The sequence below is a fragment of the Mesorhizobium album genome (genome assembly GCF_033977205.1).
In the GTDB taxonomy this organism is placed as follows: domain Bacteria; phylum Pseudomonadota; class Alphaproteobacteria; order Rhizobiales; family Rhizobiaceae; genus Mesorhizobium; species Mesorhizobium album.
This window is the reverse complement of sequence record NZ_JAVIIW010000019.1, coordinates 107,799-123,883: the sequence shown is the minus strand read 5'-3', so window position 1 is coordinate 123,883 and position 16,085 is coordinate 107,799. Positions and strand designations below refer to the sequence as shown.

The following is a 16,085-nucleotide window of genomic DNA, read 5'->3' as shown; positions in this document are numbered from 1 at the left end:
CCAGATCGATTCCAAATCTGATAGCTTGCATGACGGACGGTCTCCTCCGCTGGGGTTTCATCACGACCAGCTTGGCACATTCGATGCCGCAAGGGGCCGTCCACCCATCATCCCAGGGCGAAGCAGGAGCGAAGCTCCGTCGCGAAGACCCTGGGATCCATGCCGTGACCTCGCGCGAAAAGTGCAGCGGAGCAGAATTCTGCACCGTCGCAATACGTCCATGTAACGGCATGGATCCTGGGGTCTGCGCCGCGTCGCTTCGCTCCTTGCTCCGCCCCAGGATGACGAAGCGGCCAATCTCCAAGGCAGTCGATCTAATGCATGTCGCCCAAAAGTGCGCAGCGGTTTTGGGAGAACGACATGCATCAAAACAAGGACTTAAAGCGCGTTGCCCGACTCCGTTTCAACGCGACGCGCTTTAAGCCGGCGCCTCTGACCTAAGCGCAAGCAGCCGCTCCGCTTCAGCCACTGCCTCAACCGGCGTGACCTTGCCGCCGACGGGCGCCTGCAAGGTCGAGGCAAACGGCCCGCGCGGGCCGGTCAGGCCCGGCTCCGTCGCCAGGAAGATGGCGACCGTCGGCAGGCCGAAGGCGCTGGCGAGGTGGGTTAGCCCGGTGTCGGCGCCGATGACGAGCGCCGAGCGGCCAAGGATCGCGGCGATCTCTGCGAGCGGTGATCTGGGGATCAGCACCGTGATCGGCACGGCGCCGGCGATCGCTTCGGCGACACGCTTTTCCGCTTCGTTCGACCAGGTGACGACGGGCCTGAATTGCCTGGAAACCAGTCGGCGCGCGGTTTCGATCCAGTCCTCGGCCGACCATTTCTTGTCCTCGCGGCTCGTGCCGTGCAGCAGGAAAGCAAGCTTGCCTTCAAGGCCGGGAGGCCTGTCTGCCGGCGCCACAATCCCGGAGCCAAGGCGCGACAGATCGGGCTCATAGCCTAGCGCCAGTCCGAACAGCCGCCGCGTGCGCTCTATGGCGTGCTGGTCGCGCGATACGGCGTATTTGCGCTGATAAAACAGCGTCGCCGAGGGCTCGCGGGCGCTGGAACGGTCGAAGCCGGCGATCGGCGCGCCGGCTTGTGTGGCGACGACGGCCGATTTCAAGAGCCCCTGCGCATCGATGACCAGGTCATAGCGAGCGGCGCGCAGCGTGCGGCGCAGGTCGGCCATCTCGCGCCATGTGCCGCCGCCAAGCGGCGTCTTGCGCCAGCGCCGGATCGCCACCTTGTGGATGGATCTTATCGCCGGGTGCAAGGCGACGATGCCGGCAAAGGCCTCTTCCACGCACCAGTCGAAGCTTATGTCGGAGCGACTGCGCAAGGCATCCTCGACCGCCGGGAAGCTGTGGATGACATCACCCATCGATGATGTCTTGACGATCAGCACCTTCATGCGGCCGCGGGAACCTTGAGCAGCCGGGCGGCTGCCGCCGCGACCCGTGCGACATCGAGCGTCTTCAGGCAGTTGAGATGGCCGAGCGGGCAGACCTTGCTGTGGCAGGGCGAGCACGAAAGGTGCAGCCAGACCAGCTCCGAGCGATCGGTCAGTGGCGGCGTGTTCTCGGGCGAGGTCGAGCCGTAGACGGCGACGATCGGCGTGCCGACGGCGGCCGCGACATGCATCAGCCCGCTGTCGTTCGAGACGGCGAGTTTCGCCGCGGCGATCAGGTCGATGGCGTCCTCCAGCCGCGTCCGGCCGGCAAGATCGACGGCGCCCGGCGCGAGATTGGCGATCTCGCCAGTCACCGCGGCGTCGTTCTTCGAGCCGAGCAGGGCGACGCCGCGGCCCTTTGCCATCATCTCTCGCGCAAGCTCGGCATAGTGCTCGCTCGGCCATCGTTTTGCCGGGCCGAACTCGGCGCCCGGCATCAGGGCGATGAAGTTCTTTGCGTCAAGCCCGAACCGCGTCAGCAGATCCGCTTGGTTGGCCGCGTCGACCGTGAGTTTTGGCGCGCGAAACGTGCCGCCGCGCGCGAGGCCGAAATAGGCCCGCGCCGTGCGCCGCTTCACTGCATCGGGCAGGGGCACGATGTCGGTCAGCAGGCCGTAGCGCATTTCCCTCAAATGGCCAACTCGGCGCGGAATGCGGGCAAAGAACGGGATCAGCGCCGATTTCCAGCTTCCTGGCAGCACATAGGCCATGTCGTAGCGGCCGCGCAGCAGGCGGCCGAAGCGCCTGCGGCTGCGGAATTCGAGTGCGCCGGGCATCAGCGGGAAGTCGATCTGGCAGCGTATTTCGGGCATGCGCTTGACCAGGGGCGCTGCCCAGCCGGGCGCCAGCACATCGATCGCGGCGTTCGGATGCTTTTCCTTCAGCGCCGCGAACAGGCACTGCGCCATGACCATGTCGCCCACCCAGCGTGGGCCGATCACGAGGATCGTTGGGCCTTCAGCCATTCGACATAATCTCTGACGCCGGTTTCGACGGTCCGGAATTGGCCATTGTAGCCGGCCGCGCGCAAGCGGGACATATCAGCCTGCGTGAAACTCTGGTAGCTGCCCTTGAGATGATCGGGGAAGGGGATGAACTCGATCTCACCCTTGCCGAGGGTGTCGATCACGGTCTCGGCAATGGCGCGGAACGGCTGGGCACGCCCGGTGCCGCAGTTGAAGATGCCGCTCGAGCCCCGCTTCCAGAGCCACAGATTGACCTCGGCGACATCGCCGACATGGATGAAGTCGCGGCTTTGCTCGCCCGGACCGAAGCCGTCATAGGCACCGAACAGCTTCGGGTTTTCGCCGCGCTCGACCTGGTTGAACAAATGGAAGGCGACCGAGGCCATGGCCCCCTTGTGCGCCTCGCGCGGGCCGTAGACGTTGAAATAGCGCAGCCCCGCCACCTGAGAATGATCGGTGTCGAAGACGTTGCGGCGGACATAATCGTCGAAGAGCTTCTTGGAGTAGGCGTAGACGTTGAGCGGCCGCTCAAACTCAGGCTCCTCGCGGAATTCGTTGCCGGCGCCATAGACCGAAGCCGAGGAGGCGTAGAGGAAGGGGACGCGCAACTCCAGGCAGGCATAGAGCAGCCGCTTCGAATAGGCATAGTTCACTTCCATCATGAACTTGCCGTTCCATTCGGTGGTGGTCGAGCAGGCGCCCTGATGGAAGACGGCCTCGATGCGGCCGAGGCCGCCATCCTCGAGCCGGGCCAGAAAATCGTCCTTGTCGAGATAATCGGCGATGCGGAGGTCGGCGAGGTTGGCGATCTTGTGGCCGTCGGTGAGGTCGTCGACGACGACGATGTCGTCATGCCCCTCGGCATTGAGCGCGGCGACGATGTTGGAGCCGATCATGCCGGCGCCGCCCGTGACGATGATCATGAAGGTCCCTGGTTTCGTTTTACCGATTCCGGCCCTTATAGGGGACGCCGATGGGAGTGTCGATAAAGCACGTCAAACCCAGGGTGAACGGTCGCTCGGCCACAGTCGCGCCGCAAAGCTCACGCTTCACTCGCGCTTATTTCGCCGTAATCCTGTCTCCGGCCCGCCGTTGCGCTGGCCTTAATTGCGGTATATCGGCATCGCGAAGAACGACGGGCGCCGGATTTCCGGCGCTGCAACCCTGATCAAGATCCGCAATTCGGGCACGTGCCAGTAAGATGATCAAGCACCATCTGCCTTCCCCGGAACCCTTGCATCGCACTATTGCCCGCTTCGGCGAGGTCACTGTGCTGGTGGTCGGCGATTTCATCCTCGACCGCTTCGTCAGCGGCGTCATCGAGCGGATCTCGCCGGAAGCACCGATCCCGGTGCTGCACGGCAGAGGCGAGATGCTGGCCATGGGCGGCGCCGGCAACGTCGTTTCCAACATTGTTTCGCTGGGCGCCGCCGCAATTCCTGTCTCGGTGATCGGCGCCGACCAGGCCGGCGACAACCTCATGCGAATGCTCGGCGATCTCGGCGCCGATACCGATGGCCTGGTGCAGCGGCAGGATCGCATGACCTCGTCGAAGAGCCGCTTCAGCGCGCTCAACCAGCAGGTGCTGCGTTTCGACGAGGAGGAGATCAAGCCGCTGTCGCGCAGTGAGCGGGCGGCACTTGTCGAGCATTTCCAGGCCGCGCTTGCGCGCGCCGACATCGTCGTCCTGTCCGACTATGGCAAGGGCATCCTGCTCGACGGCGTGGCGGCCGAATTGATCGCGATCTGCCGCGATGCCGGAAAGCCGGTGCTGGTCGATCCCAAGGGCCGCGATTATGCGCGCTATGCCGGGGCGACGGCCGTGACGCCCAATCGCAAGGAGCTTGGCGAAGCGGTCGGACGCGCCGTGTTCGGCGATGACGAGATCGTCGTGGCGGCGCGCGACCTCATCGCGGCGCATGATTTCGAGTTCATCGTCGCCACGCGCAGCGAAAAGGGCATGAGCGTGGTCACCGCGGAGGATGCCCGCCATATTTCCACGCAGGCGCGCGAAGTCTTCGACGTCTCGGGCGCCGGCGATACTGTCATCGCGACCTTCGCGCTCTCGCTCGCCGCGGGGGCCGACCGCGTGCAGGCAGCTACAATCGCCAACGCTGCCGGCGGCGTCGTGGTCGGCAAGCGCGGCACCGCGCGGTTGACCGTCGAGGAGCTCTCCGGCGCGCTGTTCCGCTCGCACGGGCCGGTCGCCCACAGGGACGCCATTCTCGACGCCAATGCGGCGGCCAGGATGGTGGCGGCCTGGAAGGAAGAGGGGCTGACCGTCGGCTTCACCAATGGCTGCTTCGACATCCTGCATGCCGGCCATGTCAGCCTGCTGCACGCCGCCCGCAGCCAGTGCGACCGGCTGGTGCTTGGCCTTAACAGCGATGCCTCGGTGCGAAGGCTGAAAGGGCCCGGGCGCCCGGTCAACGACCAGCATGACCGCGCCTGTGTGCTCGCGGCGCTCGCTTCGGTGGATGCCGTCGTGGTCTTCGAGGAGGATACGCCGCTCAAGCTGATCGAGGCGCTCCAGCCCGACATCCTGGTCAAGGGCGCGGATTACACGATCGAGACCGTGGTCGGCGCCGACGTGGTGCAGAAGGCGGGCGGGCGCGTGGTCTTGGTCGACCTCGTCGCCGGCAAGAGCACGACCAATACCATCGGCAAGCTGCGCGCCGCAAACTGAGGGTTTCATGTCCGAATTGAACGACTATCTGGTCCGCTCCGCGGCGGCGATCTCGGCAATGGTCGAGCGCGATCTCACCGGTGCGATGGAACGCGCGGTGAGCACGGTCGTGACGGCGCTTTCGCAGGGCAAGGCCTTGCTGATCTGCGGCAATGGCGGCTCGGCGAGCGATGCCATCCATATCGCCGGCGAACTGGTCGGCCGGTTCCTGAAGGAGCGCAAGGCCTACAATGTCATCGCGCTGCCGGCCAATGCGGCGGTGCTGACCGCCTGGGGCAACGACTACGGCTTCGACACCGTTTTCTCGCGCCAGGTTGAGGCGCATGGATCGGAAGGCGCGGTGTTGCTCGCCATCTCGACCAGCGGCAATTCGCCGAGCATCCTTGCCGCCGCCGAGCAAGCGCGGGCGATGGGGATGACGGTGATCAGCCTGACCGGCGACACCGGCGGCAAGCTCAAGCCGCTGACCGATATCCTGCTCAACGTGCCGTCGACCTCGACACCGATCATCCAGCAGGGGCATCTCTGCCTCTACCATCATCTGTGCGAGGCGGTGGAAGCGCGTCTCAGCAATGGCTGACGGTAGTGCTGCCTTTCCGCTGGTCGAACCCGGCCTGTGGGTCGAACGGATCGGAACCAGAGCCTTCTCAACCGGCCTGCCGGCGCTCTTCCTCGACCGCGACGGCACCATCAATATCGACACTGACTATCCAAGCGACCCGGCGGACATCGTGCTCAGGCCGCAGATGCTGCCGGCCATCGAGGCCGCCAACCGGCAAGGGGTCCCGGTCGTCATTGTCACCAATCAGTCCGGCATCGCGCGGGGCTATTTTGGCTGGGATGCATTCGCGGCCGTCAATCGGCGGGTGCTCGACCTGCTCGCCGAGAGGAATGCCGCCGTCGATATGGTGCTTGCTTGCGGGTACCACGAAAAGGGCACCGGTCCGCTGGCGGGCGCCGACCATCCGATGCGCAAGCCCAATCCGGGCATGCTCATCGAGGCGGCGCGCCTGCTTGGCCTTGACCTGAAACGCTCGCTGATCGTCGGTGACAAGCCCGCCGATATGGAAGCAGGCCAGCGCGCCGGCCTTACGCGCGGCTGGCTTGTCGATGGCGAAGGCTCAACGATCGATGGCCTTGCAGTTTCGCCGTTGCGCGACGCGCATGATGTCGGCGGCCTGTTGGCCGCGATACGCTCGCTCTGATCGCGCGCCGATTCAACGTTGAGCGCCAGGCCGCTGGTTTTTCGGCGTTTTATTGGAAGGTGGTCGTCGTCAGCCCGGAAAGGCGATCAGTCCCTCGTCCTTGACGCGGCGGATGGTCAGCGCGGTGCGTACCGTGTCGACATTGGGCGCCGAGGCCAGTTCCTCGATGACGAACGTCTGAAACGTGCCGAGGTCGCTCGCCACGCAATGCAGCAGGAAATCGGATTCGCCCGACACCATCCAGGCATCGCGCACGATCGGCCAGCCGCGCGTGCGCTCGGCGAAAGTCTTCAGCTCGGCATCGGCCTGGTGATGCAGGCCGATCAGGCAGAAGGCGACGACATCCATGCCGAGCGCCGGCGCGTTGAGTAGCGCTCGATAGCCGCGGATGATGCCGGCCTCCTCCAGCCGCCTGACGCGGCGCAGGCAAGGCGGCGCCGAGATGCCGACCCGGTTCGACAGCTCAACATTGGTCATGCGGCCGTCGTTCTGCAATTCGCGCAGGATCTTCCAGTCGATGGCGTCGAGATCGGCTTTGAGCGGCATGATCGGCTTTCGCGCAAGAATCTTTCGTGGATTTGTAATTTGCTTTCGCGCGGGAGGCCATCCCTTTGCAATGATTTTTCTACTCGCGGACAGCGATATGGCCCGCTATGCCTGCGCCACGAAGCTTTCCGGGGACGAAGGCCAAGCTGCCTTGCTGGCTTGGCGGGCAGCACTTACATTACCGGCGACAAAACCACGGCCTCGAGCCGCAGGGGACTTTTCTTATGAACATCAAACATGCGCCCGTTCTTATCATCGGTTCCGGTCCGGCCGGCTACACCGCGGCGATCTATGCCGCCCGCGCCATGCTAAAGCCGATGCTTGTCGCCGGCCTGCAGCAGGGCGGCCAGCTGATGATCACCACGGACGTCGAGAACTATCCGGGCTTCGCCGATCCGATTCAGGGCCCCTGGCTGATGGAGCAAATGCTCAAGCAGGCCGAGCATGTCGGCACCGAGATCGCCAACGATATCATCACCGAGGTCGATCTGAATGTGCGGCCTTTCCGCGCCACCGGCGATTCCGGCACGGTCTACACCGCGGACGCCCTGATCATCGCCACCGGCGCGCAGGCCAAGTGGCTGGGCATCCCGTCGGAGCAGACCTTCATGGGCTTCGGCCTGTCGGCCTGCGCCACCTGCGACGGCTTCTTCTATCGCGGCAAGGATGTCGCGGTGGTTGGCGGCGGCAATTCGGCTGTCGAAGAGGCGCTCTATCTCGCCAACCTCGCCAAGAGCGTCACCGTCATTCACCGCCGCAGCGATTTCCGCGCCGAGCGCATCCTGCAAGAGCGGCTGTTCAAGAAGGACAATATCCGCGTCATCTGGGACACGGTCGTCGACGAGATCACCGGGCAGCCGGGCAAGGCGCCGCTGCCGCCGTCGGTCGATGGGCTGAAGCTGCGCAATGTGGCGACCGGCGAAGTGTCGCGGCTGAAGGTGGACGGCGTCTTCGTCGCGATCGGCCATGCGCCGGCGGTCGAGCTCTTCGTCGGCAAGCTCAAGCAGAAGCCGAATGGCTATCTGTGGACGGCGCCCGATTCGACCTGCACCGACGTTCCCGGCGTGTTTGCCGCCGGCGACGTCACCGACGACGTCTACCGCCAGGCGGTGACGGCCGCCGGGCTTGGTTGCATGGCCGCGCTCGAGGCGGAGAAATATCTGGCGGGCATCGAAGTGCACCGCGAAGCGGCGGAATAAGCGATCGGCTGAAAAAAGCCGTTTAAAAGCCTGATTTTTCATTCAGACGCCGACGCAACGCGAGGGGAATCATGGCGCTGGACTGGGACAAGCTACGCGTATTTCACGCTGCGGCGGAGGCTGGGTCGTTCACCCATGCCGCCGAAACACTACATCTGTCGCAATCGGCGATCTCGCGGCAGGTAAGCGCGCTGGAACACGATGTCGGCGTGGCGCTGTTCCATCGCCACGCGCGCGGTCTTGTGCTGACCGAGCAGGGCGAAATGCTGTTCCGCACGGCGCATGACGTGCTGATGAAACTGGAGACGATCAAGTCGCGGCTGACCGAGACCAAGGATCGCCCCTCCGGCGTGCTGAGGGTGACGACCACAGTGGGCCTGGGCGCCGGCTGGCTGACCGAGCGCGTGCAGGAATTCATCGAGCTCTATCCCGAGATCAGCCTGCAGCTCATCCTCGCCAATGAGGAGCTCGACCTCACCATGCGCCAGGCCGACTGCGCCATTCGCCTCAGGCAGCCGCAGCAGCCCGATCTCATCCAGCGCCGGCTGTTCACGGTGCATTTCCATCTCTACGCGGCGCCATCTTATGTGGCCAAGTTCGGCAAGCCGGCTTCGATCGCGGAGCTCAGGAACCACCGGATCGTCACCTTCGGCGTGCCGGTGCCCTCGCATCTGTCGGAATTGAACTGGCTGGAGACGGTCGGCGATTTCGAAGGCGGGCAAAGGGTGCCGACGCTGCAGATCAACGACATTTTGTCGATCAAGCGCGCGGTCCAGGGCGGCGCCGGCATCGCCATGCTGCCCGACTACGTCATCAGCAAGGACTCCAACCTGGTCCAGTTGCTGCCCGAGACCGAGGTGCCGTCCTTCGACACCTATTTCGCCTATCCGGACGCGATGAAGAACCAGGCGAAGCTGCATGTATTCCGCGATTTTATCATCGCAAAGGCCCGTAGCTGGTCCTACTAGCGATATTCAGGGTGAGGCCGGCCTGACCTGAATCTCGACGTGCCCCGAGGCAGCGCGACTCAACCGCGCCAGGGTGTGATGCGCGGCAGCCAGCCGGGGACAGCGCGGCGATAGGTTTCGTATTCGGCGCCGTAGCGGCCGGCGAGCGTCGGCTCTTCGTAGAGTTTGACGAAGGAGATCATCGCCGCCGCGGCGACCAGGCCGTAGACGAACACCGCCCAACTCGAAAAGATGAGCACCTGGCCGAAGATGATCGACAGCACCGCGACGTACATGGGATTGCGCACGTGGCGGTAGACACCGCCAATGACCAATCTCTCGGTCGGCGCCACGGGAGCAGGCGTCCCCAGGCCTTCGAGCGCAAAGCGGGCGAAGGCGTGAAGCAGGACTCCAGCCGCCCCGACCACCAGGATCGAGCCCAGGAGCACGAAACCGGGCACCGTGGACCACGGCATGCGATAATGGTCGGTCAAAAGCCAAGGCACCAAGCCGGCGACCACGCCCGGTGCCGCAACAAGGAATAGCGCGCTGCCGGCGATTGCCGAAAAAGTCCGCATCAGGCCCTCCTGCCGCAAAAATAAACGCGACCTGCCCGAATCCGCATCATTCTGAATTTAGCGTATTTCCGGAACAGAATCCGACCCGATTTGCATATCAGCAATCGCTTTCGGTCGGGAAAGGCTCACGATTTGGCGATTTTTTCTGGTCCTACCGGTTTCCGGCATGGGTTGGACCACAGCCTGCGTCTTTTTGCATGCGTGTGTTGCAAAATAGATGCTTGTTTCTTGGGCATGATGAGCACATATATAGTTCATCTCTAGGGCGCGTTCTCCTCCCATTAGTGCCCTCGAGTGTTCCCCTCTGGAGGTTAGCCCTAATCGGCACTTCCAATCAAACTCAGCCGGATCTTTATTGATCCGGCTTTTTTGTTGCCTGCAGATCACGCCGATGCCGGAAATGCGTGCACGCAAGCCGCGTAACAGTGACATGTAACATCGGGTAACATGTCGCAGACGCACTCCATCGACTAAGTAGACCATAGGACGCGGTTGGTCCGCCCGGGAGATGGGGGCATCACTCGGACAGGCCGGGCTCAGGCAGCTACCGCGTCCGAACTATTTCTCCTGATGCGGCGGACCTGCCATTGCCTCCCAGGAAGAGGGTCCGCAATAAAAACGGCGTCCGGACGATCCGGGCGCCGTTTTCGTGTCATCGACAAAGATCAGTCAGGCAGCCTTGCCGTTGGCGTTCATCGCCTCGTCGGCCAGGCGGCCGGTCAGCTCGGCCATATGGTCGAAGGCGGCCTTGTAGCTGGCGACGCCGGCCGTCGCCGAGCGCAGCTCGATGATCAGGTCGCCTATTTCGGCCTGCGGCATGGTGGCCTCGACCACGTCCCAGCCCGGCCAGTCGGGCCGCGCGTCATAGCCGAGGATCTGGCCGCGGCGCTGCGGAATCAGCGCGATGATCTTCGAGGTCGCATCGGAGGGCGTGACGATCTCGACCTTCATGATCGGCTCCAGCAGAACCGGCGAACAGGCTGCCATACCTTCCTTCATTGCCAGCTTCGCCGCCATCTGGAAGGCCATGTCGGAGGAATCGACCGCATGGTAGGAGCCGTCCGACAGGTTGACGGCGACATCGACCACCGGGAAGCCGAGCGGACCGGACTTCAGATAGTCGCGGATGCCCGTCTCCACCGACTGGATATAGGTCTTGGGCACGACGCCGCCGGTGATGGTGTCGGTGAACTGGAAGCCGGTGCCGCGCGGCAACGGCTTGATCTCGATCACCACGTCGCCGAACTGGCCGTGGCCGCCGGACTGCTTCTTGTGGCGGCCGCGCTGCTGCGCGGACTTGCGGATGGTCTCGCGATAGGGCACCGCGGGCGAATGGCCTTCGATGGGGATCTGGTTCTTGCCTTCGAGGCGCTCGCGCACAACGCGCAGATGCATCTCGCCATGCCCCGACAGCACGGTTTCGGCGGAATCCTGGTTGTGATGCAGGCTGAGCGAGGGATCCTCCCCGGCAAGCCTCTGGATCGCCGCCGACATCTTGACCTCGTCCTTGCGCTCCTTGGGGCGCAAGGCAAAGGCGAATACCGGCTGCGGCGGCTCCAGCGCGATCAGCGGCTTGATGCCGCCCTTGGCCGAACTCAGCGTCTGGCCGGTCTTGACATTGTCGAGCTTGCCGAGCGCCACGGTGTCGCCCGCATTGGCCGATGAGAGCTTCGACTGGTCCTTGCCGAGCATCTTGTAGATGCCGGAGACCTTCGTCGTGTCGCCGTTGGAAAGGAAAAGCTCGGCCGCGTCGGCCAACTGGCCGGAAAGCACCCGCGACACCGACAGCTTGCCGCCATGCGCGGTGTGGATGGTCTTCATCACCTGCACGACCGTCTGGCCGCCGTCGGGCACGCCCAGACGCTTGCAGGTCGCCTCGACGTCCGGCGCGTCGTGGCGGATGGCCTTCAACAGGCGCAGCACGCCGTTGCCCTTCTCGGCGGTGCCGATCAGAACCGGCGTCACCGTGCCGGCGCGAAGATCGGCGGCAAGGTCGTCGAAGATGGCGTCCTTCGGCGGCTCGATCTCCTCGAGGAGCTGCTCCATCAGCTGGTCGTCATGGTCGGCCAGCGTCTCCAGCATCGAGAAGCGCGCTTCAAGCTCGCGCGCCTTGTCGTCGTTCGGAATCTCGGCGACCTGGCTTTCGGCGTATTCGCGGTAGACATAGGCGCGCTCCAGCGCGAGATCGATCGAGCCGATAACGACGCCGTCCTTGCGCAGCGGAATCTGGCGGAGCAGCAGCGGCACCGAGCTGGCCGACTGCAGCATCTTCAGCGTCTCGCGCACGCCGGCGATCGCCTTGTCCACCTTGTTGAGGAACAGGATGCGCGGCACTCCGAGATCGTCGAGCTTGCGCATGATGAGCTGCAGCGCGGGAATCTTCTTTTCGTCCGCTTCGGCCACGACCACGGCGACATCGCAGGCGGCAAGCACCGGCTCGGCCTCGAAGGCGAATTCGATGGAGCCGGGGCAATCGACGAAGGTGAGCTGCTCGCCCATGAACTCCGTGGTGGCAAAGGTCGCCTCGACGCTCATGGCGTGGGCACGGGCTTCTGGTGAATAATCGGAAACTGTGTTGCCCGATGAGACGGGATTCTGGCGGGGAATGGCGCCCGTGCGGGCGAGGATTGCTTCGAGAAGTGTCGTCTTACCGCTTGCGAAGGGACCGACTATGGCAATGCATTTCGGTCCCGTGCGTCGTCCTCCGGCGCGATTACCCATGGCTGACCTCCACTCAGGCGTTTCCCTGGGAGCGGCGGCCGGCCTGTTCGACCGTCGCGGGCGGGGTTGTTGCTCACCACCTGCCCAAGGCCATCGTCACACGGGTTCGCGGAGAGGGCAAGGAAAATAGGAAATGCGCCGGCTTCGGTTTCGTCGGGCGCCCGATCCGTCAGGCGATGAGCGCGAGCTGCCGGCTGTCGGTAGCGCAAAGCGTGCTCGCCTTGTCGCGCGGCGCGGGCTTGCCGAAGAAATAGCCCTGGAAGCGGCTGCAGCCGGCCGTGTGGGCAAGGGTGAACTCCTCTGCCGTTTCCACGCCTTCGGCGACGATCGTGATATCCTGGATGCGCGCGATCTGGGCGAGCGCGGACACAAAGATCTGCGCCACCTGGTCGTGAGCGAGGCTGCGTATGTAGGAGCGATCGATCTTGACGCTGTCGATGGGCAAGGTCTTGAGATAGTTGAAACCGCAATGGCCGGTGCCGAAATCGTCGAGCGCGATGTGGAAGCCAAGACCGCGCAACGCTTCCAGGCGCCTGAGGATTTCCGGCGTCGCCGCGGTTGCGACCGTCTCGGTGATCTCAATGATGAACTCGGACGCCGACCTGCCGGTTTCGCGCAAGACGCGCTCGCACATCGTCACGATCTCGTCGCGCTTCAACTGCTCGCCGGAGACGTTGATCGAGATGCGCCGCCCCGGAAAATGCCCGATATCGGCGCAGGCACGCTTGAAGACCCACTCGCCGATCATGTCGATGAGGGTCGAGCGCTCGGCGATCGGGATGAACTCGGCAGGCGATATCAGGCCGCGAACGGGATGCCGCCAGCGGATCAATCCCTCGAGCGCGCCGATGGAACCCTCGGCATTGACGATCGGCTGATAGTGGAGCTCCAGCTCGCCAAGATAGACGGCGGCGCGCAGCTCGCGTTCCACGAGCCGGCGATAGCGTTTGTCCGACTGCATCTCCTCGTCGAAGACAGTGACACGGCCCCGGCCTGCCGCCTTGCTTTCATAGAGCGCGAGGTCGGCAAGCAACATCAGCTCTGTCGGGCTGGAGGCGTGCAGCGGCGCAAGCGCAACCCCTACCGAGATAGACAGCGGGATGATCTTGCCTTCATGGCGCTTTCCGGCCCGCATCGCCTCGAGCAGCTGGCGAACATCCTTGTTGATCGCAGCCGCATCGCCATGCGGGACGATGACGCCGAACTCGTCGCCGCCCAGCCGTCCGATGATGCCGTCGGCAAAGATGCGCTCCGCCTCCTTGACCAGATAAGCCAGGGCGCGGTCGCCGAACTGGTGGCCGAAGGTGTCGTTGAGCTGCTTGAAATGATCGAGGTCGATCAAAAGCAGGCACGCCTGCCGCCGGTTGCGCAAGGTGCCCAGCCTGTCGCTCAACGCTTCGAGGAAATAGCGCCGGGTCATTGCGCCGGTCATTGCGTCGACGCTGAGAAAACGGTGCTTCTCAGCTTCGGCGGCCGCCGCCGACTGCAGGCGCTGGACGACGCTCGAGCGCATATACATCAGCACCAGCAGCGCCAGGCTGGTCGCTGCGACCGACATGGCGAGAGCCGTGGCGCGGGAGGAGTCCTCGGTCAGGCCAAAGGCGGCAATTGCCGTGGCGGCGATGCTCGCGACAAGCAGCGCCTGGATGCCGCGGTAGATCCTGCCGCTATGGTCCTTGATTGTCGCCAAGATGCTCATGTCCGCGCCCCCACAGCACAGGCTATGGCTAGAGCCGAGCCGTTAAAAAGACATTGAGCATGATGGCTGCCTTGCCCAATTCTCCGATGTCTGACTGAGCGCCTCATTTTATGGTTAAAAAGCAACAATTTATGACAGTATTTTAATTGGCTAATAAAATGATCTGCGGCAGCACATGAAGCATGTTCGGCGCCGTCACCGTCGGCAATTGGAAGATCGATTGCACCGGCCCCACGCAAGGATGAAACTAGGCCGCGAGATGCCGCGCTCGCGGCTCGCCGGTTCGTCAGCGAATTGAGGATTTGAACGATGAAGATCATTGCGTGCGGCAGCGTGCCGACGATCACCGCACCGGAGAAGTATTTCACGGGCAAGGTGCTGCAGACGCCGATCATCGAGAAGGAGGCACCGGCGCGGCTCAGGGCGACGCTGGTCAGCTTCGAACCCGGCGCCCGCACCCACTGGCATACGCACCCGCTCGGCCAGACGCTCTATGTCACCTCGGGCGCCGGGCTTGCGCAGACATGGGGCGGGCCGATCGAGGTGATCAGGGCCGGCGACGTCATCTCCTTCGCGCCGGGCGAAAAGCACTGGCACGGCGCTGGGCCGAAAACCGCGATGGCGCATGTCGCCATGCAGGAGGCGCTCGACGGCATCCATGCCGAGTGGCTTGAAGCAGTCTCCGACGAGCAGTATGGCGGCTGATCGCCGCCCAGCAAAAAACCCGGCCTCATCAAGCCGGGTTTTCTTACCGCGCGGCCGCGTCGTCGATCAGGTCAGCGACGCCGTAAAACGCTGGATGCGGGTACAGGCTTCCTCCAGCAGCGCGTCCGATGTCGCGTAAGAGATGCGGAAGTTCGGGCCGAGGCCGAAGGCCGAGCCGAACACCACGGCAACGCCCTCGGCGTCGAGCAACTCCGAGCAGAAGGCCTCGTCGCTGTCGATGACCTTGCCGGCCTTCGTCTTCTTGCCGATCAACTGGGCACAGGAGGGATAGACATAGAAGGCGCCTTCTGGCGACGGACAAGTGATGCCGCGCGCCTGGTTGAGCATCGAGACGACGAGGTCGCGCCGCCCCTGGAAGATCGCCTTGTTCTTCGCGATGAAGTCCTGCGGGCCGTTGAGCGCCTCGACCGAAGCCCATTGCGCGATGGTGCAAGCGCCCGAGGTCTGCTGGCCCTGGATCATGTCCATCGCCTTGATCAGCGGCACAGGGCCGCCGGCGTAGCCGATGCGCCAGCCGGTCATGGCATAGGCTTTCGAAACGCCGTTCATGGTCAGCGTGCGCTCGTAGAGGTTCGGCTCGACCTCGGCGATGGTCTTGAAGACGAAGTCACCATAGGTCAGGTGCTCGTACATGTCGTCGGTCAGCGTCCAGACATGCGGGTGCTTGAGCAAGACGTCGGCGAGCGCCCGAAGCTCGGCTTGCGTGTAGGCGGCGCCCGACGGGTTTGACGGCGAGTTCATCAGCAGCCATTTCGTCTTCGGCGTGATCGCCTTTTCCAGCACCTCCGGCGTCAGCTTGAAGCCGTTGTCGATCGAGGTGTCAGCAAAGACGGAGGTGCCGCCGCAGATCGCCACCATTTCCGGATAGCTCACCCAATACGGGCGGGGAATGATGACCTCGTCGCCGGGGTTCAGGGTCGCCATGAAAGCGTTGAAAAGGATCTGCTTGCCGCCGGTGCCGACGATGGTCTGCTCCGGCCGGTAGTCGAGATTGTTCTCGCGCTTGAACTTTTTCGCGATCGCCTCGCGCAGCGGCGCGATGCCGGAAACCGGCGGATACTTGGTCTCGCCGCGGCGGATCGCCTCGATGGCTGCGTTCTTGATGTTGTCGGGCGTGTCGAAATCCGGTTCGCCGGCGCCGAGGCCGATGACGTCACGGCCGGCATTTTTCAGCTCGCGCGCTTTCTGCGTCACCGCGATGGTCGCGGAAGGCTTCACGCGGGAAAGGGCGTCGGCAAGAAAGGCCATGACAGATCATCTCCAACAGAATGGCACGGCCAGGAGCGGCCGCGGCGCCTCTCATGTCGCATCAATTCGGCAAGCGCAAGCATTGTCGGATGAGCCAGAGGTCAAGCCGGCGTGAGCGGCAACTCAAAATTCA

At 64.0% G+C, this 16,085-nt stretch carries 14 protein-coding genes; 6 read left to right on the top strand and 8 right to left on the bottom strand.

Annotated elements, in window-relative coordinates; translation table 11 throughout:
• Positions 1-418 precede the first annotated feature (418 nt).
• From waaC to rfaD, 3 genes are read right to left on the bottom strand one after another with little or no spacing between them, the layout of a single operon-like run.
• Positions 419-1,393, bottom strand: coding sequence for a lipopolysaccharide heptosyltransferase I (waaC, locus tag RFN28_RS17515; protein ID WP_320288552.1), 975 nt, complete (start codon positions 1,391-1,393; stop codon positions 419-421).
• Positions 1,390-2,397: a lipopolysaccharide heptosyltransferase II gene (gene waaF, locus RFN28_RS17510; protein WP_320288551.1), complete on the bottom strand. Its 1,008-nt coding sequence runs from the start codon at positions 2,395-2,397 to the stop codon at positions 1,390-1,392. Before waaF ends, waaC begins: the two co-directional genes overlap by 4 nt.
• Complete coding sequence (gene rfaD / locus RFN28_RS17505) at positions 2,370-3,320, bottom strand: ADP-glyceromanno-heptose 6-epimerase (protein ID WP_320288550.1); 951 nt, start codon at positions 3,318-3,320, stop codon at positions 2,370-2,372. Before rfaD ends, waaF begins: the two co-directional genes overlap by 28 nt.
• Before the next feature lie 278 nt (positions 3,321-3,598).
• On the opposite strand from rfaD, the gene rfaE1 reads away from it, so the two are divergent.
• Genes rfaE1 through RFN28_RS17490 form a run of 3 tightly spaced genes read left to right on the top strand, consistent with a single transcriptional unit; the run spans position 3,599 to position 6,288 of the window.
• A complete protein-coding gene (gene rfaE1, locus RFN28_RS17500; protein WP_320288549.1) occupies positions 3,599-5,083 on the top strand; it encodes a D-glycero-beta-D-manno-heptose-7-phosphate kinase in 1,485 nt (494 codons plus the stop codon).
• Positions 5,084-5,090: 7 nt separating this feature from the next.
• Positions 5,091-5,663, top strand: coding sequence for a D-sedoheptulose-7-phosphate isomerase (locus RFN28_RS17495; RefSeq protein WP_320288548.1), 573 nt, complete (start codon positions 5,091-5,093; stop codon positions 5,661-5,663).
• Positions 5,656-6,288 (top strand): D-glycero-alpha-D-manno-heptose-1,7-bisphosphate 7-phosphatase, encoded by a 633-nt coding sequence (locus RFN28_RS17490; RefSeq protein ID WP_320288547.1) that lies wholly within the window; start codon positions 5,656-5,658, stop codon positions 6,286-6,288. Before RFN28_RS17495 ends, RFN28_RS17490 begins: the two co-directional genes overlap by 8 nt.
• A 69-nt stretch (positions 6,289-6,357) precedes the next feature.
• Here the strand turns inward: RFN28_RS17490 and RFN28_RS17485 are convergent, their stop codons facing one another.
• Entirely contained in the window at positions 6,358-6,834 is a 477-nt protein-coding gene (locus RFN28_RS17485) for an Lrp/AsnC family transcriptional regulator (RefSeq protein WP_320288545.1), read from the bottom strand.
• A 224-nt stretch (positions 6,835-7,058) separates the two neighbouring features.
• Here RFN28_RS17485 and trxB point away from each other — a divergent pair, with 224 nt between their 5' ends.
• Together trxB and RFN28_RS17475 are read left to right on the top strand one after the other, a co-directional pair.
• Entirely contained in the window at positions 7,059-8,033 is a 975-nt protein-coding gene (gene trxB / locus RFN28_RS17480) for a thioredoxin-disulfide reductase (protein ID WP_320288544.1), read from the top strand.
• Positions 8,034-8,104: 71 nt separating this feature from the next.
• Positions 8,105-9,001, top strand: coding sequence for a LysR family transcriptional regulator (locus tag RFN28_RS17475; RefSeq protein ID WP_040970899.1), 897 nt, complete (start codon positions 8,105-8,107; stop codon positions 8,999-9,001).
• 59 nt (positions 9,002-9,060) lie between these two features.
• Here RFN28_RS17475 and RFN28_RS17470 read toward each other — a convergent pair whose 3' ends face one another.
• The 3 genes from RFN28_RS17470 to RFN28_RS17460 all read right to left on the bottom strand — a co-directional run bounded on the left by RFN28_RS17470 (position 9,061) and on the right by RFN28_RS17460 (position 13,978).
• The gene (locus RFN28_RS17470) at positions 9,061-9,558 is read right to left on the bottom strand and encodes a methyltransferase family protein (protein ID WP_320288543.1); all 498 of its coding nucleotides are present in this window, start codon (positions 9,556-9,558) and stop codon (positions 9,061-9,063) included.
• 669 nt (positions 9,559-10,227) lie between these two features.
• Complete coding sequence (locus tag RFN28_RS17465) at positions 10,228-12,279, bottom strand: elongation factor G (protein ID WP_320288542.1); 2,052 nt, start codon at positions 12,277-12,279, stop codon at positions 10,228-10,230.
• Between the two features lie 169 nt (positions 12,280-12,448).
• Positions 12,449-13,978: a putative bifunctional diguanylate cyclase/phosphodiesterase gene (locus RFN28_RS17460; RefSeq protein ID WP_320288541.1), complete on the bottom strand. Its 1,530-nt coding sequence runs from the start codon at positions 13,976-13,978 to the stop codon at positions 12,449-12,451.
• 309 nt (positions 13,979-14,287) lie between these two features.
• Between RFN28_RS17460 and RFN28_RS17455 the strand changes: the two genes are divergently transcribed.
• Complete coding sequence (locus RFN28_RS17455) at positions 14,288-14,683, top strand: (R)-mandelonitrile lyase (protein WP_320288540.1); 396 nt, start codon at positions 14,288-14,290, stop codon at positions 14,681-14,683.
• A gap of 66 nt (positions 14,684-14,749) precedes the next feature.
• On the opposite strand, the gene RFN28_RS17450 is transcribed toward RFN28_RS17455, so the two are convergent.
• Positions 14,750-15,952, bottom strand: coding sequence for a pyridoxal phosphate-dependent aminotransferase (locus RFN28_RS17450; protein WP_320288539.1), 1,203 nt, complete (start codon positions 15,950-15,952; stop codon positions 14,750-14,752).
• Positions 15,953-16,085 lie beyond the last annotated feature (133 nt).

What these genes read in the sequence shown, in the direction of transcription:
- waaC (WP_320288552.1), bottom strand. Translation starts at nt 1,393, where the DNA reads ATGAAGGTGCTGATCGTCAAGACATCATCGATGGGTGATGTCATCCAC.
- waaF (WP_320288551.1), bottom strand. Translation starts at nt 2,397, where the DNA reads ATGGCTGAAGGCCCAACGATCCTCGTGATCGGCCCACGCTGGGTGGGC.
- rfaD (WP_320288550.1), bottom strand. Translation starts at nt 3,320, where the DNA reads ATGATCATCGTCACGGGCGGCGCCGGCATGATCGGCTCCAACATCGTC.
- rfaE1 (WP_320288549.1), top strand. Translation starts at nt 3,599, where the DNA reads ATGATCAAGCACCATCTGCCTTCCCCGGAACCCTTGCATCGCACTATT.
- RFN28_RS17495 (WP_320288548.1), top strand. Translation starts at nt 5,091, where the DNA reads ATGTCCGAATTGAACGACTATCTGGTCCGCTCCGCGGCGGCGATCTCG.
- RFN28_RS17490 (WP_320288547.1), top strand. Translation starts at nt 5,656, where the DNA reads ATGGCTGACGGTAGTGCTGCCTTTCCGCTGGTCGAACCCGGCCTGTGG.
- RFN28_RS17485 (WP_320288545.1), bottom strand. Translation starts at nt 6,834, where the DNA reads ATGCCGCTCAAAGCCGATCTCGACGCCATCGACTGGAAGATCCTGCGC.
- trxB (WP_320288544.1), top strand. Translation starts at nt 7,059, where the DNA reads ATGAACATCAAACATGCGCCCGTTCTTATCATCGGTTCCGGTCCGGCC.
- RFN28_RS17475 (WP_040970899.1), top strand. Translation starts at nt 8,105, where the DNA reads ATGGCGCTGGACTGGGACAAGCTACGCGTATTTCACGCTGCGGCGGAG.
- RFN28_RS17470 (WP_320288543.1), bottom strand. Translation starts at nt 9,558, where the DNA reads ATGCGGACTTTTTCGGCAATCGCCGGCAGCGCGCTATTCCTTGTTGCG.
- RFN28_RS17465 (WP_320288542.1), bottom strand. Translation starts at nt 12,279, where the DNA reads ATGGGTAATCGCGCCGGAGGACGACGCACGGGACCGAAATGCATTGCC.
- RFN28_RS17460 (WP_320288541.1), bottom strand. Translation starts at nt 13,978, where the DNA reads ATGAGCATCTTGGCGACAATCAAGGACCATAGCGGCAGGATCTACCGC.
- RFN28_RS17455 (WP_320288540.1), top strand. Translation starts at nt 14,288, where the DNA reads ATGAAGATCATTGCGTGCGGCAGCGTGCCGACGATCACCGCACCGGAG.
- RFN28_RS17450 (WP_320288539.1), bottom strand. Translation starts at nt 15,952, where the DNA reads ATGGCCTTTCTTGCCGACGCCCTTTCCCGCGTGAAGCCTTCCGCGACC.